The following is a 23,652-nucleotide window of genomic DNA, read 5'->3' as shown; positions in this document are numbered from 1 at the left end:
CACCCGTTTCGCATCATCAAGCGGCAGTTCGGCTTCGTGAAAGCCAGATACAAGGGGCTGCTGAAAAACGATAACCAACTGGCGATGTTATTCACCCTGGCCAACCTGTTTCGGGTGGACCAAATGATACGTCAGTGGGAGAGATCTCACTAAAAACTGGGGATAACGCCTTAAATGGCGAAGAAACGGTCTAAATAGGCTGATTCAAGGCATTTACGGGAGAAAAAATCGGCTCAAACATGAAGAAATGAAATGACTGAGTCAGCCGAGAAGAATTTCCCCGCTTATTCGCACCTTCCCTAGAAGAACGAAAGAAGATGCGTTAAAGACGCGGCAGCTTCTGATTGAGTCTGCCATTCAGCAGTTTGCCTTACGTGGCGTGACCAGCACGACCTTAGCCGATATCGCTGATGCTGCTGGCGTGACGCGCGGAGCGGTGTACTGGCACTTTGCAAGCAAAGCGGAGCTATTTAATGAAATGTGGCAACAGCAGCTACCGCTACGCGACCTGCTTCAGCATGAATTTAACCTTAAAGCCGATCAGGATCCGCTCAGCACGCTACGAGAGAAATTTATTATTGGCTTACAATATATCGCCAATAATCCCCGTCAACGTGCGTTAATGCAAATTCTGTATCAGAAGTGTGAGTTTTCCAGCGACATGATGCCGGAAGCTGAGATTCGCAAGAGGATTGGTTTTAGCTATCCGATTATTCGCAGCATTTTGCAGCTCTGTATTCGTAACGGATTATTGCCAGCGGAAACCAATGTTGAAATTTCATTAATTGTATTACACAGCGCATTTACCGGTATTATTAAAAACTGGCTGGTGGAGCCCGGGCAATTCGATCTGTATCGCCAGGCACCTGCCCTGGTTGATAATATTATGTCGATCCTTTGCGGGGCTAACGGGCGGCAGACGATAGCCAGCCATTAAAATTCATGCAATAAAAAAGGCGCTTCCCCATGCCGAAGAGCGCCTTTTATATCAAACATTTAACTGATTAGTATCAGTTCATGCCGTATTTTTTCAATTTTTTACGCAGAGTACCACGGTTGATGCCCATCATCAGGGCAGCACGGGTCTGGTTACCGCGGGTGTATTGCATCACCATGTCCAACAGGGGCTGTTCTACTTCAGCCAGTACCAGCTCATACAGGTCATTAACATCCTGACCGTTCAGTTGAGCAAAATAGTTCTTCAGTGCCTGTTTAACCGAGTCACGCAGGGGCTTTTGAGTTACCTGATCCTGAGAGTTAACGGTAGAAACGGTCAGTACGTCAGAATTTACGCGTTGTTCGAACATAGTTCTGTCAGCTCTTTATTTCTATTACGCAAAATTTTCGAAGTATGCCTCCAACGCCTCCAGCTGTTCGCTGGAATCTTCTATGGCGTTGAATGTGCGCCGAAACTGGTCATCTGGAGCGTGTTCCTGCAGATACCAGGATACGTGTTTGCGTGCGATTCGGTACCCTTTTGCCTGGCCATAAAAGCCATGCAGTTCCCGAACGTGTGCACAAAGCAAGCGCTTAACCTCTGCCAACGGCAGCGGCGGCAGCAGCTCTCCAGTGTCCAGATAGTGCTGGATTTCCCGAAAGATCCAGGGTCTTCCCTGAGCTGCACGGCCTATCATAAGGGCATCTGCCCCCGTATAGTCGAGCACAGCTCTGGCTTTAAGCGGGTCAGTAATGTCACCATTCGCGATAACCGGAATGGAAACTTTCTGCTTAACTGCCCGAATACTGTCGTACTCAGCATCTCCGTTAAACAAACAGGCGCGCGTGCGTCCGTGAATAGTCAGAGCCTGAATGCCACATTCTTCAGCCAGTTGGGCAATTTCTACACAGTTACGGTGTTCCGGTTCCCAACCGGTGCGAATCTTGAGAGTTACGGGAACGTCCACTGCTTTGACGACCGCCGTCAGGATCGACTTCACCTGGTCGGGGTACTGCAAGAGGGCTGAACCTGCAAGCTTACGATTCACTTTTTTAGCCGGGCACCCCATATTGATATCAATAATTTGGGCGCCGCTTTCCACGTTAATACGGGCGGCTGCAGCCATCTCTTCCGGTACGCTACCGGCGATTTGCACGGTACGAATACCGGGCTCATCAACGTGCACCATCCGTAAGCGTGACTTGTCGCTCTCCCAAACCTGCGGGTTGGAGGACATCATCTCGGATACGGTCAATCCTGCCCCCATCTCGTAACACAACGTGCGGAATGGTCTGTCAGTAATGCCAGCCATAGGCGCTGCGATGAGTCGATTCCTGAGCTGGTAGTGTCCGATGCGCATGAGTTAAGAAATGACCATACTGTGACTGCAAGGCGGCGTATATTACGCATTTTTTGCACGAGATGAAAGGCCAAACTTTGAGCAATCCTCTGCGGTGGATCAAAGAATCGCCTTGCAGGTCAGTGTGCATGAATAATTAGCTATATAAATCATTGCATTAAAAACATGTGATGAATTTATCTACACCTATAATTTTGTCTAACTTCTCATTTTTTCTTCCCGACACCGGGAACGGGCAAGATAATCTGCTGAAGAAATCAGCAAATTACCTTGGCTTTATGTGAGTTGGCTCTCATTTCAGAACATGATCGTGAAGCACAGCTGATGTTTATTCTATGACCACGCGACCATTCAGCGGCTGTATCGGACGATTGTTATCGTGATGCATAGCGTGGCTAAATTTTGCCAGCTGCGCTGATGAAAGTGTCAGGGGATGTTTAAGCACAATCCAGGTTACCCCCTCGGAGCAAGGCGGCGTGGTCAGGGAGCCGCTGAAACGCCAGTATGTCTTGTCTGCGGGAAGAAGGGCGTTGAGATCCATTTGAGTGACGATTTTAGCCGTCTGATCGGCTTTCTCGGGCATGGTGGCCCACAGTTTGTTCAGTTCGCTATTTTCCGCGCCCTGGTCGAACATCACCGCCACGACGGCAACGGCGCCTTGAGCGCTTTTATGTACCAGATGCATCTCCATCGCATAGTGCTTACCGTGAACGGTGTTTTCGCTCGGGGCATGAAAATGGAACTGCTGAAGGGTAAATGGCGTACCGTCAATCGTAACGGTATCCGCTGTTGTGGTCTTTAACCCCGCCTGGATAGTGTGACCATTGTTGATGAGCGTAATGGGGCCATCGATGTAGTGCGTATCCAGCGGTGAAAGGTGTGTCTTAAACGTGGTATCGATGTTAATAGGGGATTGATTCATACCATTTTGACAGGTTTTGTACTCCTCATTGAGCGCCCCCCAGTGTTCCGGCGAACCTTCGCCTTCATAGCTCCAGTGGGAAGCGAAAACCGTCACGGGCATCATGCTTAACGCCAGTAATGCCGCCTTGCCTAAAGTTGTTTTCATATCATTCGTCCAATGAATAAATTTATGATTTTATTGGTAACTACAATACGTTACCGCATCATCTTATTCTCATTGAGCGAATGATTTTGTACAGAAAACGCGAAAAGCGGTGGCCTGCGATGAGGCCACAGGGAGATTACTTTTTATAACCGGTGATCCGGCACCATTCCTCTTTCTCCACGACGGGATCGAGGTTAAAGAGATCAGCGTACGCTTCACAAACGCTTTCCGCCTGGCTGGCAAGGATGCCGGAAAGCCCCAGCAGACCGCCTGTAACCGGCAGCACGCTGATAAGCGGAGCCAGTTCGCGTAATGGGCCAGCCAGAATGTTTGCGACCACCACATCGGCTTTCATCGCCTCTGGCTGATCTTTAGGCAGATAGAGTTCCAGGCGTTCAGAAACCCCGTTACGCTCGGCATTATCGCGGCTGGCCTGAATGGCCTGCGGGTCGATATCAATACCGATAGCTTTCGCGGCGCCCAGCTTTAATGCCGCAATGGCCAGAATGCCTGAGCCGCAGCCAAAATCGATTATCGTTTTGCCCGCGAGATCGAGGCCATCCAGCCACTGCAGGCACATCGCCGTGGTGGGATGCGTACCGGTACCAAACGCCAGGCCCGGGTCGAGCATTACGTTAACGGCGTTTTCATCCGGCACATCGCGCCAGCTCGGGCAGATCCACAGGCGTTTACCGAAGCACATAGGGTGGAAGTTATCCATCCATTCGCGCTCCCAGTCCTTGTCTTCCAGTTGTTCGATTTTATGCACGAAACCGGCACCCAGCAGCGGATTCTGCTCCAGCACCGCGATCACTTCTTTCATATCGGTCTCGGCGTCAAACAGGCCGATAACGTCAGTATCGCCCCACAGACGGGTTTCGCCCGGCAGAGGTTCGAATACCGGCGTGTCGTGCGTATCCTGGAAAGTAATGGAAACGGAACCCGCTTCCATTAACGCATCGCTCAGCTCTTCCGCGTTCGCGCCGGTAGTGTTCAGTTTCAGTTGGATCCATGGCATGGCAAAACTCTTTATTTATCAGTAGTCAATATGGCGGCTTGCGGGGCGGAGGTACCGAACCGGTTTCCGACCAGGAAAGCCAATAAGCTTAACAGCAACGCGGGCACTATCGGATGGAAGCCCAGGTACTGCAGATTAAAAGTGGCGAGTATGGCATAGAGTACGCCGCCGGCGATCATCGCGCTCAACGCCCCTTTCGCGTTCGCGCGTTCCCAGTACAGGCCCAGCACCAGCGGCCATAAGAACACGGCCTCCAGGCCGCCGAACGCCAGCAGGTTGAGCCAGATAATCATCTCAGGCGGACGCCAGGCTGCCAGCAGCAGTAAAGCGCCCAGCAGCAAGGTGATCGTTGCCGACATCCGCTTCAACCGGGCTTCATTTGTTATCTGCGCGGGGCGCAGATTCAGATACAGATCTTTAATGATCGTAGCGGAACTTTGCAGCAGCTGGGCGTTGATCGTCGACATAATGGCGGCCATCGGTGCGGCGAGGAAGATCCCGGCGGCAAAGGGCGGCAATACTTTCACCATGAGCGTCGGGATGACCAGATCCGGCACCGTCAGATCCGGGATCACCGCCCGGCCTAACGCACCCGCAAGATGCATCCCAAACATCAGGATCGCCACCACGATGGTGCCAATGATAATTCCCCGGTGCACCGCTTTGCTGTCTTTATAGGAGATGCAGCGAACGGCGGTGTGCGGGAGGCCAATCACCCCGAAGCAGACCAGCACCCAGAAGGAGGTCATAAAGGTGGGGGAAAGAATGTCATCAGCCCCCTGCGGGGAAACCAGCTTAGGATCGATGGTTTGCAGGGTGTCTACCGCATTATGTAGCCCGCCAGCCGCATGAACGACGCCAACCAGCAGGACGATAGTGCCGACCAGCATCACCATTCCCTGGAGCGTGTCGTTGAGGACGCTGGCACGAAAACCGCCGAACGCGGTATAGAGCGCGATACTCACGCCAAAAATCAGCAGACCGGTTTCGTAGGGAATACCCGCTGCGGTTTCCAGCAACCGCGCCCCGCCGATGAACTGCACCGTCATTGCCCCAACAAACGCCACCAGAAGGCTCAGGCTCGCGAGCCAGACCAGCAGACGGCTTTGGTAGCGGGCAAAGAGCATATCGTTCAGGGTTACGGCATTATAGCGGCGCGCCAGAATGGCGAATTTTTTACCCAAAATCCCCAGCGAAAGCCAGATCGCCGGAAGTTGGATCATCGCCAGAAGCACCCAGCCGAGGCCATATTTATAGGCCGCGCCGGGGCCGCCTATAAACGAACTGGCGCTGATATAGGTAGCGGTAAGCGTCATGGCTAATACAATGCCGCCCATCGAGCGGCTGCCGAGGAAATATTCGTTCAGGAAGGAACCCGTTGTGCGCTTACGCATTGCATAGATGGAGAGAGCAAATACCACCAGCAGGTAGGCGATAAGCGGCAGTATGACTTCAAGCTGCATCGTCATCCTCCAGAGGAATATCGCGATAGATAACTTTTACCATCGCCCAGCACAGCAGAATAAACACCAGCGGTACCAGCAGGCAGGCCATTTCGAACCAGTGCGGCAGGCCGGTTAGGCCAATACCGACGCCCGGCAGATAGGCGGCAGCCAGCCAGGCCGCAAGGTAGAGAAGGGTTAGCCACAGCGCCCAGCGCGCCTCTTTATGGGCCTGAACAAAGCGTTTGTCCATTTTTTGTCCCTTGAGGATGAAGAAAGCGGGGATTGTACCGCATGGAAAAGAGGAGAGGAGAGAAAAAGAAAAAAGGCCGGATTATCCGGCCTTTTGCAGCGATGGCAGAATTACTTCTCCTGCAATCCGAGTTTTTTCTCCAGATAGTGGATATTGGTGCCACCATTCTGGAAATGCTCGTCGTTCATGATGCGAATCTGCAGATCAACGTTGGTTTTGATGCCATCGATAATCAGCTCCTGCAGCGCATTTTTCATGCGGGCAATCGCGACATCACGGTTTTCGCCATAGCAGATCAGCTTACCGATCATTGAGTCATAGTACGGAGGCACGGTGTAGCCCGCGTAGATATGAGACTCCCAGCGCACGCCAAAACCGCCTGGCGCGTGGAAGCGGGTAATTTTACCCGGGCTCGGCAGGAAGGTGTTCGGGTCTTCGGCGTTGATACGGCATTCCACCGCATGGCCTTTAACCACAACTTCTTCCTGCTTGATGGACAGCGGCTGGCCGGCTGCGATGCGCAGCTGCTCTTTAATCAGGTCGACGCCGGTGATCATTTCGGTTACCGGGTGTTCAACCTGAATACGGGTGTTCATTTCGATGAAATAGAACTCGCCGTTTTCGAACAGGAACTCAAAAGTACCCGCGCCGCGATAGCCGATATCGACGCACGCTTTGGAGCAACGCTCGCCGATATAGCGACGCAGTTCCGGCGTAATGCCCGGCGCTGGCGCCTCTTCGACCACTTTCTGGTGACGACGCTGCATGGAGCAGTCGCGCTCAGCCAGATAGATAGCGTTACCCTGACCGTCAGCCAGTACCTGGATCTCGATGTGACGAGGATTCTCCAGGTATTTCTCCATATACACCATGTCGTTGTTAAACGCGGCTTTGGCTTCCGCTTTGGTCATGGAGATGGATTGCGCCAGCTCAGCATCGCTGCGCACAACGCGCATACCGCGACCGCCGCCGCCGCCGGAGGCTTTGATAATCACCGGGTAGCCAATGCGTTTTGCATGGGCGCGGTTAACGTCCATATCTTCGCCCAGCGGGCCATCAGAGCCCGGTACGGTCGGAACGCCCGCTTTCTTCATCGCGGTGATAGCAGATACTTTGTCGCCCATCAGGCGGATTGTGTCAGCTTTCGGACCGATAAAGATAAAGCCGGAACGCTCAACCTGCTCAGCGAAGTTTGCGTTTTCGGACAGGAATCCGTAACCCGGGTGAATAGCCACCGCGCCGGTGATTTCAGCAGCGCTGATAATCGCCGGGATATTGAGGTAGCTTTTTACGGACGGAGCCGGGCCGATACAGACCGTCTCATCCGCTAACAATACGTGTTTTAAATCGCGATCCGCCGTTGAGTGCACAGCAACGGTCTTGATGCCCAGTTCTTTACAGGCACGCAGGATACGCAATGCAATCTCGCCGCGGTTGGCGATAACAATTTTATCCAGCATGTTCGCCTCGTTATTCGATGACGACCAGTGGCTCGTCAAATTCTACCGGTTGACCACTTTCGACCAGAATGGCTTTCACCACGCCGGATTTATCGGCTTCGATCTGGTTCATCATTTTCATGGCTTCAACGATGCACAGGGTATCGCCCGCGTTAACTTTCTGACCGATTTCGATGAAGGCTTTCGCGTCCGGGCTCGGGGTGCGGTAGAAAGTACCAACCATTGGGGAACGTACGATGTGGCCACTGATTTCCGCTGCCGCAGGGGCTTCCATTGCTGGCGTTGCCGCAGAGGCGACTGCGTTAGACAGAGCTGGCTGTTGCTGCATCATCGGTGCGGCGTAAGCCTGTTGCATCACCGGGAAACCTGCGTTTGGCGCGGCACGGCTGATGCGTACAGACTCTTCGCCTTCAGAAATTTCCAGTTCGGAGATGCCTGATTCTTCAACCAGCTCGATCAGTTTTTTAATCTTACGAATATCCATGAGTGGGTTCCGTACTCTTTGTTTAGTGTGATTGTGACAGGCGTGTTAGCACCGTCTGTAAAGCATATGAATTACTGCTGTTGCAAGACGCCGCGCTTCTTCAGAAGCCGACAGGTTAAGCCTCCGATGCTCGAAAGCAAAAAGCGAAACTTATCAGCCAATATGCGGCTATCTTCTGCCATTCTCGGGTAAAAAACAAAATATACCTTCGATGCGCGATTGTCACCTTTTCGGGATTCAAAAAGCCCGTCAGGAAAACCGAAGTCGCACATTATAACGATTTCGTAGCATTTGGCAGCTAAATACTGGTCTTATCAGGGAAGATTATCAACCGCTATCGTGTAAAGAGTGGCGGTTGATAAAAGAACTGCGGGAAACTGCACATATCCGGAATTAGCGCCACCACTGGCGGAACTTCTTGTATCGCCATGCTAAAAGCAGGATCGCCAGCAGCGCATAAATTAGCGGTTGGGGGGATAAAATCTTCACCGACCACAGGTAGTGAATGGGGGCAAGGATCGCGACAACATAGACGAAGTTATGCAATGTTTGCCAGCGACGACCCAATCTTCGCTGCATCGCTTGCGTTGACGTCGCCGCCAGCGCCAGCAAAATCAGCCAGCTGATTAACCCCAGCGTCAGATAAGGGCGGGTGAGGACTTCTGTACCCAATAGCGCCAGATTGTTAATCCCAAGTTCGAGCAGCGTATAGCTGGTCAAATGCAGCGTAGCCCAGGCAAAGCACCATAAACCAAGTAAGCGCCGGGTGCGTATCAATAACGGCTGTTTAGCGTAGCGCGCCAGCAGCGAAACAAGCAAGGTAGCCAGCAGGAATTTAAGAGCCATCCTACCGGTAAAGTGCTGGATATCCTTTGCCGGGTCGGCGCTGAAATACCCCTGATGTCCGGCCCAGAACAGCCAGACAACGGGTAAAAAGCCGGCCAGATGGAGAAGCACTTTCAGCCAGGTAATCTGCTTTACAGTCAGCCGCACTAGTAATTCTCCCGCAAATTCAGGCCCCGGTAGAGCGATGCTACTTCGTCAGCATAGCCGTTGAAGAGCAGTGTTGGCTGGCGTTTGACGTCAAGTACGCCGCCTGCGCCGATAAAGCGCTCAGTTGCCTGTGACCAGCGGGGGTGATCGACATGCGGATTGACGTTGGCGTAGAAGCCATACTCCTCAGGTCCGGCGAGGTTCCAGGTCGTGGGGGGACGTTCACGCGTCAGTTCGATACTGACGATAGACTTAATCCCTTTAAAACCGTACTTCCAGGGCACGGTGAGTCGGACCGGCGCACCGTTTTGCGGAGGCAGCGCTTTGCCATACACGCCTACGCTAAGCAGCGTCAGAGGATGCATGGCCTCGTCGAGCCGCAGTCCTTCGACATAGGGATACGCCAGCCCGCCGCCGATAAAACGGTCTTTTTGACCCGGCATCTGCTCAGGCGCATAAAGCGTTTTAAACGCGACGTAGCGCGCATTGCTGGTGGGCTCGACCAGCGATAACAATTTATGCAGCGGGAAGCCGACCCAGGGAATCACCATCGACCAGGCTTCGACGCAGCGCATCCGGTAAATTCGCTCTTCCAGCGGAAATCGGCTGGTCAGGTCGTCATGATCGAGCGTAAGGGGTTTTGCCACTTCGCCGCCAATCGTCAGCGTCCAGGGATCAGTGCGCAGGCTTCCGGCATTGGCCGCCGGATCGGCTTTATCCAGGCCGAACTCATAAAAGTTGTTGTAGCCTGACACCTTATCTTCCGGCGTGAGCGTGAGAGTGTTTTGCCATTGCGCCGGTTTATCGAACGTCAGCGCTTTACCTGCCGGTGCCGGCGGGCGGTCGTTGCCTTTAAACCAATCCAGCAGGTCAGCTTGGGCGGAGGGGGAGAGGGAAAGGGCGGTCGCGCTAATTCCCAGCATTTTCAGGACCTGGCGACGCTGCAGCATAAAAACGGATTCTGCCGTTACGTCGGCTTCCGTCAGTTTTTTGGATTTCATGGCATCCTCCGTCGTGCGTTTTTCTTAGCATGACGGAGGCGGAGCGTTATTGCGAATATGTCACGAAAAATTGCAGATTAGACGATTTTAACCAGCGTGCGCCCCTGAATCTTATTGGTCATGATCTTATCGGCGAATTCAGGGGCTTCGGCGAGGGAGATTTCCGTTGCGCTTTGCGCATAGAAGGATTCCGGCAGATCGCGCACCAGACGCTGCCAGGCCTCGGCCCGGCGCGCGGCTGGCGTCATTACCGAATCAACGCCCTGCAGACGCACGTTACGCAGAATAAACGGCATCACGGTCGTGGGCAGGGCAAAGCCGCCTGCCAGACCGCAGGCCGCCACACAGCCGCCGTAGTTCATCTGCGCCAGCAATTTTGCCAGCACCTTATCGCCAACGGTATCAACGGCACCGGCCCACTGCTGTTTTTCCAGCGGGCGGGTTTCGGCGAACTCATCGCGGCTAAGAATGCGCTGCGCGCCGAGGTTTTTAAGATATTCATGGGTGCTTTCGCGCCCGGAAACCGCCGCCACCTTGTACCCGAGATGATGCAGCAAAGCGACCGCGGTGCTGCCGACGCCGCCGCTGGCCCCGGTGACCACGACCTCGCCATCTTCCGGACGAACCCCGGCGTCTTCCAGTGCCATCACGCACAGCATCGCGGTGAAACCGGCGGTCCCAATGATCATGGCCTTACGACCATCCAGGCCTTGCGGCATCGCCACCAGCCAGTCGCCTTTAACGCAAGCGCGCTCCGCAAGGCCGCCCCAGTGGTTTTCACCCACGCCCCATCCTGTCAGCAGCACCTGCTGGCCGGCGTGGAAACGCGGATCCTCGCTACTGTGGACAAAACCGGCAAAATCGATGCCAGGAATCATCGGAAAGTTGCGGATAATTTTTCCTTTACCGGTGATGGCCAGCGCATCTTTATAGTTCAGGCTGGACCAGTGGATATCCACTGTCACATCGCCCTGCGGCAGCTGGCTGGCGTCAATGGTTTGCACCGAAGAGAGAGTTTTGCCATCCTGCTGTTCTAAGATTAAAGCCTGCATACGCCGGTCCTCATAGGTTGGATGATTGGAAAATTTTTTCTGCAGACTATACTCGCTAACGGCATTATTACACCGACGTAACGCAATAAATTGCCAGATGCGCCAGCTTTGATAGTATGCGTCGCTCTTTAGAAAGTTAGTGCTTACTTTAGTTTAGGCGCCAGCACAGGAGCCCGGATGTTTATCGGGTAGTCATTCACACGCGGAGTTAACACAGGGATGCGATTAACGACGAAATTCTCAGCGTTTGTCACGTTACTCACCAGCCTGACGATCTTTGTCACGCTGATTGGCGCTTCGCTGAGTTTTTATAACGGTATTCAGCTAAAAATGACCAACCGCGTTCAGGCGGTGGCGACCATGCTGGATAACCGTCTGGTCTCTATGTCTTTTGACCAGATTGAACCGCAGATGGATGAGCTGATGACGCCGATCGACGCGACGCGCGTTGACTTTCAGCTTAATGGCAAATCGGTCTATAGCCATTCCCGCACCGATAACTATCGTCCTTTAGGTAGCAGCAATCAGTTTCGCGATATCACGGTACCGTCGCTCAAGCAGCCCGGTATGGCAATCCATCTGGTGTACCTGGATCCGATGGCCAGTTACTTCCGTTCACTGCACATCACCGCGCCGCTCTCCATTGCCATTGGTTTTATGGTGCTGATTATCTTTTTTTCCGTGCGCTGGATCCGTCGCCAGCTGGCGGGCCAGGAGCTACTGGAACTTCGCACTGCGCGTATTCTAAATGGCGAACGCGGACCGCAGGTTCGAGGGTCGGTACACGAGTGGCCAGCGAATACCAGTAGCGCGCTGGATTTGCTGCTATCCGAACTTCAGTTCGCCAGCGATCAGCGAAGCCGCATGGATACCCTGATCCGTTCCTATGTCGCGCAGGATTCAAAAACCGGGCTGAGTAACCGATTATTTTTTGATAATCAGCTGTCGACGCTGCTTGAAGATCAGGAGAAAGTGGGGTCATACGGCATCGTAATGATGATCCGCCTGCCGGATTTCGACCTGCTGCGCGATAACTGGGGACGCGCAGCGACCGAAGAGCACTACTTTACGCTGATCAACATGCTTTCCACTTTTATTATGCGCTACCCTGGCGCACTGCTGGCTCGCTACCACCGCAGCGATTTTGCCGTCCTGCTTCCGCATCGCACGTTGAAAGAGGCGGACAGCATTGCCGGGTTACTCCTGAAAGCCATGGATGCCCTGCCGCCGACGCGAATTCTCGATCGTGACGATATGATGCATATCGGGATCTGCGCTTTCCGCAGCGGACAAACGGCGGCCCAGGTAATGGAGCATGCGGAAGCGGCCACGCGTAATGCGGTGCTGCAGGGCAGCAACAGCTGGGCCGTCTATGACGATTCTCTGCCGGAGAAAGGGCGTGGCAACGTGCGCTGGCGTACGCTTATCGAGCAAATGCTTAGCCGCGGCGGCCCGCGACTTTACCAGAAACCAGCCGTCACTCGTGATGGTCGCGTACATCATCGTGAGCTAATGTGCCGTCTTTATGATGGTAAGGAAGAGGTGATTGCGGCCGAATATATGCCGATGGTGCTGCAGTTTGGCCTGGCGGAGGAGTATGACCGTTTGCAAATTACGCGATTGCTGCCGTTTTTAGGCTTTTGGCCGGAAGAAAACCTTGCGCTGCAGGTGACGGTCGAGTCCTTGATCCGCCCTCGATTCCAGCGCTGGCTGCGCGATACTTTGATGCAATGCGAAAAATCGCACCGTCGACGTATTATTTTTGAACTTGCAGAGGCGGATGTTTGTCAATATATCGGCCGCCTGCAGCCGGTTATGCGGTTGGTTAACGCTTTAGGTATTCGAATTGCCGTGGTTCAGGCCGGTTTGACGCTGGTTGGAACCAGCTGGATCAAGCAGCTCGATGTTGAAGTGATTAAGCTGCATTCGGGGTTATCGCGCAATATAGAAAAACGCAGTGAAAATCAGCTGCTGGTGCAGAGCCTGGTAGAAGCCTGTAAAGGAATGCCGGTTCAGGTTTTCGCAACCGGCGTGCTTAGCCGAAGTGAGTGGCAGGTGCTGTCTCAATGCGGTGTTACCGGTGGTCAGGGGGAATTTTTTGCCGCCTCACAGCCACTTGACACAAATGTGAAAAAATATTCGCAAAGATACTCTGTTTGATCTGCCGTTTAGCGTGATTTCACGTAGAATAATGCGCGCCATAGTGATGGGGGTGTGCTTGTCTACCTGCCGGATTGTCGCAATGTAAATGCCAGTGAATGACCTTTGACAGGTTGCAGATTCAAGCGCGGAGCGCTGCTGAAGATTTCTGCGTTGGACGGACTCAGTCAAATTTGTAACAAAGGTAACGAACTGCACTAATTTTCACCGCAGCAGATGATTTTTGCGCCTTGTCGCTGCTGCGCGTGGTTGGTAAAGTAAGCGGATTTTGTTTTCCGCCCCAGCTTTCAGGATTATCCCTTAGTATGTTAAAAAAATTTCGTGGCATGTTTTCCAATGACCTGTCCATTGACCTGGGTACCGCGAATACCCTGATTTATGTAAAAGGACAAGGCATCGTATTGAATGAGCCTTCCGTTGTGGCCATTCGTCAGGATCGTGCCGGATCGCCGAAAAGCGTCGCCGCTGTGGGTCATGAAGCGAAGCAGATGCTTGGGCGTACACCGGGCAACATTGCAGCTATTCGCCCAATGAAAGACGGCGTCATCGCCGACTTCTTCGTTACCGAAAAAATGCTCCAGCACTTTATTAAACAGGTGCACAGCAATAGCTTTATGCGTCCGAGCCCGCGCGTGCTGGTTTGCGTGCCGGTTGGTGCGACCCAGGTTGAACGTCGCGCGATTCGTGAGTCCGCACAGGGCGCTGGCGCCCGTGAAGTCTTCCTGATTGAAGAGCCAATGGCGGCTGCGATCGGCGCAGGCCTGCCGGTCTCCGAAGCAACCGGTTCAATGGTTGTGGATATCGGCGGCGGTACCACTGAAGTGGCGGTCATCTCGCTGAACGGTGTGGTTTACTCCTCCTCCGTACGTATCGGCGGCGACCGTTTTGACGAAGCCGTCATTAATTATGTCCGTCGTAACTATGGCTCCCTGATCGGCGAAGCGACCGCAGAACGCATTAAGCACGAAATCGGTTCCGCTTATCCGGGTGATGAAGTTCGCGAAATCGAAGTTCGCGGGCGTAACCTTGCTGAAGGCGTGCCGCGCGGCTTTACGCTGAACTCTAACGAAATCCTCGAAGCGCTGCAGGAGCCGTTGACCGGCATCGTCAGCGCGGTGATGGTCGCGCTGGAACAGTGCCCGCCGGAACTGGCTTCCGATATCTCCGAACGCGGAATGGTTCTGACCGGCGGCGGTGCTCTGCTTCGCAACCTTGACCGTCTGTTAATGGAAGAGACAGGAATCCCTGTCGTAGTTGCAGAAGATCCACTGACCTGCGTCGCTCGTGGCGGCGGTAAGGCACTGGAAATGATCGATATGCACGGCGGCGACTTGTTCAGCGAAGAGTAGTCAGCCTGAGATCCGGGTAGCTGGCCTACGGCTGCCCCGATCTTAACTGACACGAGAATACGCATAGCCTATGAAGCCAATTTTTAGCCGTGGCCCGTCGCTACAGATTCGCCTTATTCTGGCGGTTTTGGTGGCGCTTGGCGTGATAATCGCCGACAGCCGCCTGGGTACGTTCAGCCAAATTCGAACGTACATGGATACAGCCGTCAGCCCTTTCTACTTTGTCTCTAATGGTCCCCGGGAATTGCTGGATAGCGTTTCGCAAACGCTGGCCACCCGCGATCAGCTCGAACTGGAAAATCGCGCGCTGCGTCAGGAGTTGCTGCTCAAGAACAGCGACTTACTGATGCTGGGTCAGTACAAACAGGAGAACGCGCGTCTGCGCGAGCTGCTGGGCTCTCCGCTGCGCCAGGACGAGCAAAAAATGGTGACCCAGGTCATCTCAACGGTTAACGACCCCTATAGCGATCAGGTGGTTATCGATAAAGGCAGCGTTAACGGCGTTTATGAAGGACAGCCGGTTATCAGCGATAAAGGCGTTGTGGGTCAGGTGGTCGCGGTCGCGAAGCTGACCAGCCGCGTGCTGCTGATTTGCGATGCCACGCATGCGTTACCGATTCAGGTACTGCGTAACGATATTCGCGTCATTGCCGCAGGCAACGGTTGTACTGACGATTTACAGCTCGAACATCTGCCGGCCAATACCGATATTCGCGTCGGCGACGTGCTGGTCACTTCGGGTCTCGGCGGCCGCTTCCCTGAAGGGTATCCGGTCGGGGTAGTTTCGTCCGTTAAGCTGGATACGCAGCGTGCGTATACGGTGATTCAGGCGCGTCCGACTGCCGGTCTGCAGCGCTTGCGTTATCTGCTGCTGCTGTGGGGAGCCGATCGCAACGGCGCGAATCCGATGACGCCGGAAGAGGTTCATCGCGTAGCGAATGAACGCCTGATGCAGATGATGCCGCAGGTTCTGCCTGCGCCGGATGCGATGGGGCCGCAGATGCCCGCCCCGGCAACCGGTATGCCGCAGCAGCCTCTGCCAGCAGGAGGGCAATAGTGGCAAGTTACCGTAGCCAGGGACGCTGGGTTATCTGGCTCTCGTTTCTTATCGCACTATTGCTGCAGATTATGCCCTGGCCGGCGGACATTAGCGTCTACCGGCCAAACTGGGTATTGCTTATCCTGTTGTACTGGATCCTCGCGCTACCCCACCGGGTTAACGTTGGCACAGGCTTTGTGATGGGCGCAATCCTCGATCTCATCAGCGGGTCGACGCTTGGCGTTCGCGCACTATCATTAAGTATTGTGGCTTATCTGGTTGCGCTGAAGTATCAACTGTTCCGCAACCTGGCGCTTTGGCAACAGGCGCTGGTGGTGGTCATGTTATCCCTCTCCGTGGATATCATTGTTTTCTGGGCAGAGTTTTTAGTGATCAACGTCTCTTTCCGTCCGGAAGTGTTCTGGAGTAGTGTAGTAAACGGTGTGCTCTGGCCATGGATTTTCCTGCTGATGCGTAAAGTGCGCCAGCAGTTTGCAGTGCAATAAGGTTGATATGACGACTCTGTATCTTGCTTCAGGTTCTCCGCGTCGGCAGGAACTGCTGACACAGCTTGGCCTCGCTTTTGAGCGCGTGGTTCCCGGTATTGAGGAACAGCGTCGCCCGCAGGAGAGCGCCCAGCAGTATGTGGTCCGGCTGGCGCGCGAAAAGGCCCTGGCTGGCGTCGCGCTGGCACCGCGCGATCTCCCGGTTTTAGGCGCGGATACCATTGTCATCCTTAACGGTGAAGTGCTGGAAAAACCGCGCGATGGCGGGCACGCCGCCGAGATGCTACGCATGCTTTCCGGAAAGACTCATCAGGTGATGACCGCCGTGGCGCTGGCTGATAAGCGGCAGACGCTGGATTGCCTGGTGGTCACGGAGGTCACTTTCCGCGTGCTCTCAGGGCAGGATATCGCCGATTATGTCGCCAGCGGCGAACCTTTAGATAAAGCAGGTGCATACGGTATTCAGGGGTTGGGTGGCTGTTTCGTCAGGAAGATAAATGGCAGCTATCACGCCGTCGTTGGCTTACCGCTGGTGGAAACGTATGAGTTGCTAAGTAACTTTAACTCACTGCGTGAAGAAAAGGGATAATGATGACTGCTGAATTATTAGTTAACGTAACGCCATCAGAAACGCGCGTCGCTTATATTGATGGCGGTATTCTTCAGGAAATTCATATTGAGCGTGAAGCGCGACGCGGAATAGTAGGCAATATCTACAAGGGTCGTGTCAGTCGGGTGCTGCCAGGAATGCAGGCGGCTTTTGTAGATATTGGTCTGGATAAGGCCGCGTTTCTGCACGCTTCCGATATTATGCCGCACACCGAGTGCGTGGCGGGCGAAGAGCAAAAACAGTTCGCCGTCCGCGATATCTCCGAGCTGGTGCGCCAGGGGCAGGATTTAATGGTGCAGGTGGTGAAAGACCCCCTCGGTACCAAAGGCGCCCGCCTGACCACCGATATCACCATACCCTCTCGCTATCTGGTCTTTATGCCCGGCGCTTCGCACGTCGGCGTCTCTCAGCGTATTGAAAGCGAAGCGGAACGTGAACGCCTGAAAAAAGTGGTCTCTGAATACTGTGACGAGCAGGGCGGATTCATTATCCGTACCGCGGCGGAAGGCGTTCATGAGCAGGAGATGGCTGCTGATGCCGCCTATCTCAAGCGCGTCTGGACAAAAGTGATGGAACGCAAAAAGCGCCAGCAGACCCGATATCAAATGTACGGCGAACTGGCGCTGGCGCAGCGCGTGCTGCGTGATTTCGCCGATGCGCATCTTGACCGGATTCGCGTTGACTCCCGTCTGACTTACGAATCGCTGCTGGAGTTTACCGCCGAATATATTCCGGAGATGACCAGCAAGCTGGAGCACTACAGCGGCCGTCAGCCGATTTTCGATCTCTTTGACGTGGAAAATGAAATCCAGCGCGCTCTGGAACGCAAAGTTGAACTGAAATCAGGCGGCTATCTGATCATTGACCAAACGGAAGCGATGACCACCGTTGATATCAACACCGGGGCATTCGTCGGTCACCGTAATCTTGACGATACTATCTTTAATACCAATATTGAGGCGACCCAGGCGATTGCCCGCCAGCTGCGGCTGCGCAATCTCGGTGGGATTATCATCATCGATTTCATTGATATGAATAATGAAGATCACCGCCGTCGGGTGCTGCACTCTCTTGAGCAGGCGCTGAGCAAAGACCGGGTTAAAACCAGCATCAACGGCTTCTCCCAGCTTGGGCTGGTAGAGATGACCCGCAAGCGTACTCGCGAAAGCGTGGAGCATGTGCTGTGTAATGAGTGCCCTACCTGCCACGGTCGCGGTACGGTGAAAACGGTGGAAACGGTGTGCTATGAAATCATGCGCGAAATCGTGCGCGTGCACCATGCCTACGATTCCGACCGGTTCCTGGTCTATGCTTCTCCTGCGGTAGCGGAAACGCTGAAAGGGGAAGAGTCGCACGCGCTGGCAGAAGTCGAGATCTTTGTCGGTAAGCAGGTCAAAGTGCAAATTGAACCGCTCTATAATCAAGAGCAGTTTGATGTAGTAATGATGTAATCATCCGTTTTGCTTGCTGATGTCGGGATAAAGAGGCGGGCAAAAGGATGACGCGTAACAGGCTGACAAGGAGAGATGCGTGAGGCGACTGCCCGGGATATTACTGCTCACCGTGGCAACATTGATTGTTGTCGTCGCACTGCTGGTGAGCGGTCTGCGTCTCGTTCTGCCGCAGTTAAACAGCTGGCGTCCGCAGGTGCTGGAAAAAGTCTCCGCGATGGCCGGCGTACCGGTCGATGCTTCAAATATTGTCGCCAGTTGGCAGACTTTTGGCCCGACGCTTGATGTCCGCGATGTTAAGGCCGGCCTGAATGATGGCGGCGAGCTTTCCGCTAAACGCGTCACCCTGGCGCTCGACGTCTGGCAAAGCCTGCTGCATATGCGCTGGCAGTTTCGCGATCTGACCTTCTGGCAGCTGCAGGTTCATACCAATACCCCCATTCAAACGAATAATAGCGGTGAAGGGCTGAAAACCGACCGTATCAGCGATCTTTTCCTCCGCCAGTTCGATCATTTTATTCTTCGCGATAGCCATCTGAGCTTTCTGACCATCTCCGGCCAGCGTGCGGAGCTCACCATTCCGCAGCTTACCTGGCTGAACGGTAAAAATCGCCATCGCGCGGAGGGGCAGCTTAGCCTCAGCAGCCTGACCGGCCAGCACGGCGTGATGCAGGTGCGAATGGACCTGCGCGATGAAGACGGCCTGCTCAATAAGGGGCGCGTCTGGCTTCAGGCGGATGATATCGACGTTAAGCCGTGGCTTGGGCGCTGGATGCAGGACAACATCGCCCTGCAGAGCGCGCGGTTTAGCCTGGAAGGCTGGATGACTATCGACAAAGGCGATGTCGCCAGCGGCGATGTATGGCTCAAAAAAGGCGGCGCCAGCTGGCAGGGCGATAAAGAGAAGCACCATCTGTCGGTTGATAATCTGACGGCGCACATCTATCGCGATAATCAAAGCTGGGGCTTTCACATCCCTGATACGCGCATCTCGATGGATGACAAACCCTGGCCGCGCGGCGCGCTGTCGATGGCGTGGATCCCGGCTCAGGATGTGGGCGGAAAAAATGGTCAACGCAGCGATGAGCTGCGCATTCGCGCCAGCAACCTTAACCTTAGCGGTTTGACCGGACTGCAGCCGATGGCGGATAAACTGGCTCCATCGCTGGGCGAAATCTGGCGTACGACGCAGCCTGACGGCAAAATCAATCTTCTGGCGCTGGATATTCCGTTGCAAATGGCGGAAAAAACGCGCTTCCGGGCGGACTGGAGCGACATGTCCTGGAAGCAGTGGAAGCTGCTGCCAGGGGCTGAGCATTTTTCCGGCAACATTGCCGGGAGCGTAGAAAACGGTACTCTGCATGCCAGCATGACGCAGGCGAAAATGCCCTATGAAACGGTCTTTCGTGCGCCGCTGGAGATCGCCAAAGGCGATGCAACCCTCAGTTGGGTGAAGAATGACAAGGGTTTTATGCTCGATGGTCGCGATATTGACGTACAGGCTACCGGCGTTCGTGCCCGCGGTGGGTTCCGCTATCTGCAACCGCAGGGCGACGAACCCTGGCTCGGTATTCTGGCCGGTATCAGTACCAACGATGGCGGACAGGCCTGGCGCTACTTCCCGGAAAATCTGATGGGCAAAGCGCTGGTGGATTACCTCAGCGGAGCCATTAAAGGCGGTCAGGCCACCGATGCTACGCTGGCCTATGGCGGTAACCCGCATCTTTTCCCGTACAAGCATAATGAGGGGCAATTCCAGGTCACGGTGCCGCTCAAGAACGCCACCTTTGCCTTTCAGCCTGACTGGCCCGCGCTTACCGGGCTTAATATCGACCTTAATTTTATCAATGATGGGCTATGGATGAAGGCCGATAAGGCGATGCTCGGCAACGTGACCGCCAGCAATCTTGATGCGGTGATTCCCGACTATTCGCGAGAAAAGCTGCTGATTGATGCCGACGTTAACGGCCCGGGTAAAGAGGTTGGCCCTTATTTTAACGAGACGCCGCTGAAAGAGACGCTGGGCGCGGCGCTGGATGAGCTCCAGCTGGACGGTAATGTTAGCGCTCGCTTACATCTTGATATCCCCCTGGATGGCGAGATGACCACCGCTAAAGGTGATGTCCGGTTGAACAATAACAGCTTGTTTATCAAGCCTATTGATACCACATTGCAGAACCTGAGCGGTAAATTCAGCTTTGTAAACGGCGACCTGAAAAGCGAACCGATGAGCGCGAGCTGGTTTAATCAGCCGCTGAATCTTGATTTCTCGACCACCGAAGGCGCGAAAGCATTTCTCGTGAACGTCGGGATGAACGCCAGCTGGCAGCCTGCGCGTACCGGTTTATTGCCGAAATCCCTGGATGGCACCCTGAGCGGCAGCGTGCCCTGGGACGGAAAAGTCGCGATTGAGCTTCCGTATCGCGGTAGCGCGGCCTATAAGGTTGACCTCAACGCTGACCTGAAGAGTGTAAGTAGTCACTTACCTGCGCCGTTAGATAAGCAGGCCGGGGAGCCGTTGCCGGTAAAAATTAAGGTTGATGGCGGCTTAAGCAGTTTTAATCTGGCCGGTTCCATGGGGGCGAAGAATCATATTAATAGCCGCTGGCTGCTGGGTCATAAGCTCACCCTGGACCGCGCTATTTTAACCACGGACAGTAAAGCCGTTTCTCCGCTTCCCGAGCAGCCAGGCGTGGAGCTGAATATGCCGCCGATGGATGGCGCGCAGTGGCTGGCGCTGTTCCAGGGCGGAGCGGCGAATGACGTCAGCAGTAATCTCGTCTTCCCGGAACAGGTCACGCTGCGAACGCCGGCGTTAACGATGGCGGGCCAGAGCTGGAATAACGTTAGCCTTGTCTCCCGGCCCGATGCCGGGGGAACGAAGATTGAAGCCCAGGGGCGTGAAGTCAACGCAACCCTGACGATGCGGAAGAACGCCCCGTGGCTGGCGGCCATTCGCTATCTCTACTACAACCCAACGGCGGCGAAAAGCCGCGGGACAGAAAAAAGCAGCGCCCCGCTGGCCGATACCAACATTGATTTCCACGGCTGGCCGGACCTTCAGCTTCGCTGCGCCGAGTGCTGGCTGTGGGGGCAAAAATATGGCCGTATCGAAGGGGATTTTGATATTCGCGGCGATACCCTGACGCTGGCGAACGGACTGGTCGATACCGGTTTTGGCCGTCTGACGACCGATGGCGTATGGGTGAGCGCGCCGGCGGGCGTACGAACCTCTTTGAAAGGTAAGCTGCACGGCAATAAAACCGACGATTTCGTGAACTTCTTCGGCGTCTCCACGCCGGTAAAAGGTTCGTCGTTTGATATCGATTATGACCTGCACTGGCGTGCGCCGCCGTGGCAGCCCGACGTTGCCTCGCTTAACGGGATCCTCAAAAGCCGTCTTGGAAAAGGCGAGTTTACCGACCTCAGCACCGGTCATGCCGGCCAGCTTCTGCGATTGTTGAGCGTTGACGCGCTGCTGCGCAAGCTGCGCTTCGACTTTAGCGATACGTTCAGCGAAGGGTTCTACTTTGATTCCATTCGCAGTACGGCGTGGATTAAAGACGGCGTTCTGCATACCGACGATACGCTGGTCGATGGTCTGGAAGCGGATATCGCCATGAAGGGGTCGGTGGATCTCGTGCGTCGTCAGCTGGATATGCAGGCCGTGGTCGCGCCGGAGATTTCTGCGACCGTGGGCGTCGCCGCGGCCTTTGCCGTTAACCCGATTATCGGCGCCGCGGTCTTTGCTGCCAGTAAGGTACTGGGGCCGCTGTGGAACAAGGTCTCTATTTTGCGCTATCGCATCACCGGTCCTATCGATCAGCCGCAAATTAACGAAGTGCTGCGCCAGGCGCGGAGCGACAAAAAGCAATGATTTGACGATTGTGCGTAATTACCGCACTCTCAATAGATAGCCTTTTTTATTTCCGCCCCTGAGGCGGCAACAAACGAGTAGCAAAACGATGAGTCTGAACCTGGTAAGTGAACAATTACTGTCGGCAAACGGCCTGAATCATCAGGATCTGTTTACCATTCTTGGCCAGCTGGCCGAGCGCCGTCTGGATTACGGCGATCTCTATTTTCAGTCGAGCTATCACGAGTCCTGGGTTCTTGAAGACAGCATCATTAAAGATGGTTCGTACAATATCGACCAGGGCGTTGGCGTCCGCGCGGTGAGCGGGGAAAAAACCGGCTTTGCCTATGCTGACCAGATTAGTCGACTGGCGCTGGAACAGAGCGCACAGGCGGCCCGCACCATTGTACGCGACCATGGGGATGGTAAAGTGCATACCCTTGGCGGGGTGGAGCATCGTTCCCTCTATACCAGCATCGATCCGCTGCAAAGTATGAGCCGGGAAGAGAAGCTGGATATTTTGCGCCGGGTGGATAAAACCGCCCGCGCGGCCGATAAGCGGGTGCAGGAAGTTTCCGCCAGCCTGACCGGCGTCTACGAGTTAATTCTTGTCGCCGCCACCGACGGCACGCTGGCGGCGGACGTTCGCCCGCTGGTTCGCCTTTCCGTCAGCGTGCTGGTGGAAGAGGATGGCAAACGCGAGCGCGGCGCCAGCGGCGGCGGCGGCCGCTTTGGCTACGACTATTTCCTGGACTCGCAGGATGGCGACGTTCGCGCGGATGTTTGGGCGAGAGAAGCCGTGCGTATGGCGCTGGTCAACCTGACCGCCGTCGCGGCGCCTGCCGGGATGCTGCCGGTTGTGCTGGGCGCGGGCTGGCCTGGCGTCCTGCTGCATGAAGCCGTCGGTCACGGCCTGGAAGGTGACTTTAACCGTCGCGGGACGTCGGTATTCAGCGGCCATATGGGCGAACTGGTGGCCTCTGAGCTGTGCACCGTAGTGGATGATGGCACCATTGCTCACCGTCGCGGCTCCCTTGCCATTGATGATGAAGGCACGCCGGGCCAGTATAACGTTTTGATCGAAAACGGCATTCTCAAAGGCTATATGCAGGACAAGCTCAACGCCAGGCTGATGGGCGTGGCGCCAACCGGTAACGGTCGTCGCGAATCCTACGCGCACCTGCCTATGCCGCGTATGACCAACACCTACATGCTGGCGGGGAAATCTACGCCGCAGGAGATTATCGAATCGGTCGATTACGGCATCTACGCGCCGAACTTCGGCGGCGGTCAGGTGGATATCACCTCCGGGAAATTTGTCTTCTCCACGTCTGAAGCCTACCTGATTGAAAAAGGTAAAGTGACCAAAGCGGTGAAGGGCGCGACGCTTATCGGTTCAGGTATTGAAGCGATGCAGCAGATTTCGATGGTGGGGAACGATCTGAAGCTGGACAGCGGCGTCGGCGTTTGCGGCAAAGAGGGCCAGAGCGTACCGGTTGGCGTCGGTCAGCCAACGCTCAAAGTGGATAAACTCACCGTCGGCGGTACCGCCTGATACTTCTCAATGCGCTTTCGCCCGCGGCGAAAGCGCAAATCACCTCCGCGGAGTCGC

20 protein-coding genes and 1 pseudogene are annotated in these 23,652 nt (G+C 54.8%); 10 read left to right on the top strand and 11 right to left on the bottom strand.

The window, feature by feature from the left end; translation table 11 throughout:
• Positions 1-153 (top strand): annotated as a pseudogene (locus HMPREF1144_RS32835) (IS5/IS1182 family transposase); the annotation flags it as partial.
• 133 nt (positions 154-286) lie between these two features.
• Entirely contained in the window at positions 287-937 is a 651-nt protein-coding gene (gene envR, locus HMPREF1144_RS04170) for an acrEF/envCD operon transcriptional regulator (RefSeq protein ID WP_042926975.1), read from the top strand.
• 73 nt (positions 938-1,010) lie between these two features.
• On the opposite strand, the gene fis is transcribed toward envR, so the two are convergent.
• The 11 genes from fis to HMPREF1144_RS04115 form a co-directional block, all read right to left on the bottom strand.
• On the bottom strand, positions 1,011-1,307 hold the full coding sequence (gene fis, locus HMPREF1144_RS04165; protein WP_000462905.1) for a DNA-binding transcriptional regulator Fis: 297 nt from the start codon (positions 1,305-1,307) through the stop codon (positions 1,011-1,013).
• A 24-nt stretch (positions 1,308-1,331) separates the two neighbouring features.
• On the bottom strand, positions 1,332-2,297 hold the full coding sequence (gene dusB / locus HMPREF1144_RS04160) for a tRNA dihydrouridine synthase DusB (protein ID WP_024360647.1): 966 nt from the start codon (positions 2,295-2,297) through the stop codon (positions 1,332-1,334).
• Between the two features lie 328 nt (positions 2,298-2,625).
• Entirely contained in the window at positions 2,626-3,366 is a 741-nt protein-coding gene (locus HMPREF1144_RS04155; protein ID WP_004854712.1) for a carbonic anhydrase, read from the bottom strand.
• Between the two features lie 136 nt (positions 3,367-3,502).
• Entirely contained in the window at positions 3,503-4,384 is an 882-nt protein-coding gene (gene prmA / locus HMPREF1144_RS04150; protein ID WP_009651893.1) for a 50S ribosomal protein L11 methyltransferase, read from the bottom strand.
• Between the two features lie 11 nt (positions 4,385-4,395).
• The gene (gene panF / locus HMPREF1144_RS04145; protein WP_004854703.1) at positions 4,396-5,847 is read right to left on the bottom strand and encodes a sodium/pantothenate symporter; all 1,452 of its coding nucleotides are present in this window, start codon (positions 5,845-5,847) and stop codon (positions 4,396-4,398) included.
• Entirely contained in the window at positions 5,837-6,079 is a 243-nt protein-coding gene (locus HMPREF1144_RS04140; protein ID WP_004125848.1) for a YhdT family protein, read from the bottom strand. The genes panF and HMPREF1144_RS04140 overlap by 11 nt, the downstream gene beginning before the upstream one ends.
• Positions 6,080-6,189: 110 nt before the next feature.
• Complete coding sequence (gene accC / locus HMPREF1144_RS04135) at positions 6,190-7,539, bottom strand: acetyl-CoA carboxylase biotin carboxylase subunit (protein WP_004125846.1); 1,350 nt, start codon at positions 7,537-7,539, stop codon at positions 6,190-6,192.
• 10 nt (positions 7,540-7,549) lie between these two features.
• Entirely contained in the window at positions 7,550-8,023 is a 474-nt protein-coding gene (gene accB / locus HMPREF1144_RS04130; RefSeq protein WP_004125844.1) for an acetyl-CoA carboxylase biotin carboxyl carrier protein, read from the bottom strand.
• Positions 8,024-8,416: 393 nt separating this feature from the next.
• Positions 8,417-9,016, bottom strand: a complete 600-nt coding sequence (gene msrQ / locus HMPREF1144_RS04125) for a protein-methionine-sulfoxide reductase heme-binding subunit MsrQ (RefSeq protein ID WP_009651843.1) — start codon at positions 9,014-9,016, stop codon at positions 8,417-8,419.
• Entirely contained in the window at positions 9,016-10,017 is a 1,002-nt protein-coding gene (gene msrP / locus HMPREF1144_RS04120; RefSeq protein WP_009651866.1) for a protein-methionine-sulfoxide reductase catalytic subunit MsrP, read from the bottom strand. Before msrP ends, msrQ begins: the two co-directional genes overlap by 1 nt.
• 77 nt (positions 10,018-10,094) lie before the next feature.
• Positions 10,095-11,069, bottom strand: coding sequence for an MDR family oxidoreductase (locus HMPREF1144_RS04115; RefSeq protein WP_009651912.1), 975 nt, complete (start codon positions 11,067-11,069; stop codon positions 10,095-10,097).
• 219 nt (positions 11,070-11,288) lie between these two features.
• Here HMPREF1144_RS04115 and csrD point away from each other — a divergent pair, with 219 nt between their 5' ends.
• The 8 genes from csrD (at position 11,289) to tldD (ending at position 23,595) form a co-directional block, all read left to right on the top strand.
• On the top strand, positions 11,289-13,229 hold the full coding sequence (gene csrD / locus HMPREF1144_RS04110) for an RNase E specificity factor CsrD (protein WP_004854683.1): 1,941 nt from the start codon (positions 11,289-11,291) through the stop codon (positions 13,227-13,229).
• 305 nt (positions 13,230-13,534) lie between these two features.
• Positions 13,535-14,578: a rod shape-determining protein MreB gene (gene mreB / locus HMPREF1144_RS04105; RefSeq protein ID WP_002918653.1), complete on the top strand. Its 1,044-nt coding sequence runs from the start codon at positions 13,535-13,537 to the stop codon at positions 14,576-14,578.
• Positions 14,579-14,648: 70 nt separating this feature from the next.
• Positions 14,649-15,635: a rod shape-determining protein MreC gene (gene mreC, locus HMPREF1144_RS04100; protein WP_004106252.1), complete on the top strand. Its 987-nt coding sequence runs from the start codon at positions 14,649-14,651 to the stop codon at positions 15,633-15,635.
• Complete coding sequence (gene mreD / locus HMPREF1144_RS04095; RefSeq protein WP_004125830.1) at positions 15,635-16,123, top strand: rod shape-determining protein MreD; 489 nt, start codon at positions 15,635-15,637, stop codon at positions 16,121-16,123. Before mreC ends, mreD begins: the two co-directional genes overlap by 1 nt.
• Before the next feature lie 7 nt (positions 16,124-16,130).
• Positions 16,131-16,712, top strand: coding sequence for a Maf family protein (locus tag HMPREF1144_RS04090; RefSeq protein WP_004854676.1), 582 nt, complete (start codon positions 16,131-16,133; stop codon positions 16,710-16,712).
• Between the two features lie 2 nt (positions 16,713-16,714).
• The gene (gene rng, locus HMPREF1144_RS04085) at positions 16,715-18,184 is read left to right on the top strand and encodes a ribonuclease G (RefSeq protein ID WP_004125826.1); all 1,470 of its coding nucleotides are present in this window, start codon (positions 16,715-16,717) and stop codon (positions 18,182-18,184) included.
• Positions 18,185-18,263: 79 nt separating this feature from the next.
• A complete protein-coding gene (gene yhdP, locus HMPREF1144_RS04080) occupies positions 18,264-22,061 on the top strand; it encodes an AsmA2 domain-containing protein YhdP (protein ID WP_009651883.1) in 3,798 nt (1,265 codons plus the stop codon).
• Between the two features lie 88 nt (positions 22,062-22,149).
• Positions 22,150-23,595, top strand: coding sequence for a metalloprotease TldD (gene tldD, locus HMPREF1144_RS04075; protein ID WP_004854666.1), 1,446 nt, complete (start codon positions 22,150-22,152; stop codon positions 23,593-23,595).
• The last annotated feature ends 57 nt before the right edge of the window (positions 23,596-23,652 follow it).

Source organism: Klebsiella sp. OBRC7 (assembly GCF_000293135.1).
Taxonomy (GTDB): Bacteria; Pseudomonadota; Gammaproteobacteria; order Enterobacterales; family Enterobacteriaceae; genus Klebsiella; species Klebsiella michiganensis.
The sequence above is the reverse complement of the archived record's forward strand: the minus strand, read 5'-3'. Positions and strand labels throughout refer to the sequence as shown.

What these genes read in the sequence shown, in the direction of transcription:
- fis (WP_000462905.1), bottom strand. Translation starts at nt 1,307, where the DNA reads ATGTTCGAACAACGCGTAAATTCTGACGTACTGACCGTTTCTACCGTT.
- dusB (WP_024360647.1), bottom strand. Translation starts at nt 2,297, where the DNA reads ATGCGCATCGGACACTACCAGCTCAGGAATCGACTCATCGCAGCGCCT.
- HMPREF1144_RS04155 (WP_004854712.1), bottom strand. Translation starts at nt 3,366, where the DNA reads ATGAAAACAACTTTAGGCAAGGCGGCATTACTGGCGTTAAGCATGATG.
- prmA (WP_009651893.1), bottom strand. Translation starts at nt 4,384, where the DNA reads ATGCCATGGATCCAACTGAAACTGAACACTACCGGCGCGAACGCGGAA.
- panF (WP_004854703.1), bottom strand. Translation starts at nt 5,847, where the DNA reads ATGCAGCTTGAAGTCATACTGCCGCTTATCGCCTACCTGCTGGTGGTA.
- HMPREF1144_RS04140 (WP_004125848.1), bottom strand. Translation starts at nt 6,079, where the DNA reads ATGGACAAACGCTTTGTTCAGGCCCATAAAGAGGCGCGCTGGGCGCTG.
- accC (WP_004125846.1), bottom strand. Translation starts at nt 7,539, where the DNA reads ATGCTGGATAAAATTGTTATCGCCAACCGCGGCGAGATTGCATTGCGT.
- accB (WP_004125844.1), bottom strand. Translation starts at nt 8,023, where the DNA reads ATGGATATTCGTAAGATTAAAAAACTGATCGAGCTGGTTGAAGAATCA.
- msrP (WP_009651866.1), bottom strand. Translation starts at nt 10,017, where the DNA reads ATGAAATCCAAAAAACTGACGGAAGCCGACGTAACGGCAGAATCCGTT.
- HMPREF1144_RS04115 (WP_009651912.1), bottom strand. Translation starts at nt 11,069, where the DNA reads ATGCAGGCTTTAATCTTAGAACAGCAGGATGGCAAAACTCTCTCTTCG.
- csrD (WP_004854683.1), top strand. Translation starts at nt 11,289, where the DNA reads ATGCGATTAACGACGAAATTCTCAGCGTTTGTCACGTTACTCACCAGC.
- mreB (WP_002918653.1), top strand. Translation starts at nt 13,535, where the DNA reads ATGTTAAAAAAATTTCGTGGCATGTTTTCCAATGACCTGTCCATTGAC.
- mreC (WP_004106252.1), top strand. Translation starts at nt 14,649, where the DNA reads ATGAAGCCAATTTTTAGCCGTGGCCCGTCGCTACAGATTCGCCTTATT.
- HMPREF1144_RS04090 (WP_004854676.1), top strand. Translation starts at nt 16,131, where the DNA reads ATGACGACTCTGTATCTTGCTTCAGGTTCTCCGCGTCGGCAGGAACTG.
- rng (WP_004125826.1), top strand. Translation starts at nt 16,715, where the DNA reads ATGACTGCTGAATTATTAGTTAACGTAACGCCATCAGAAACGCGCGTC.
- tldD (WP_004854666.1), top strand. Translation starts at nt 22,150, where the DNA reads ATGAGTCTGAACCTGGTAAGTGAACAATTACTGTCGGCAAACGGCCTG.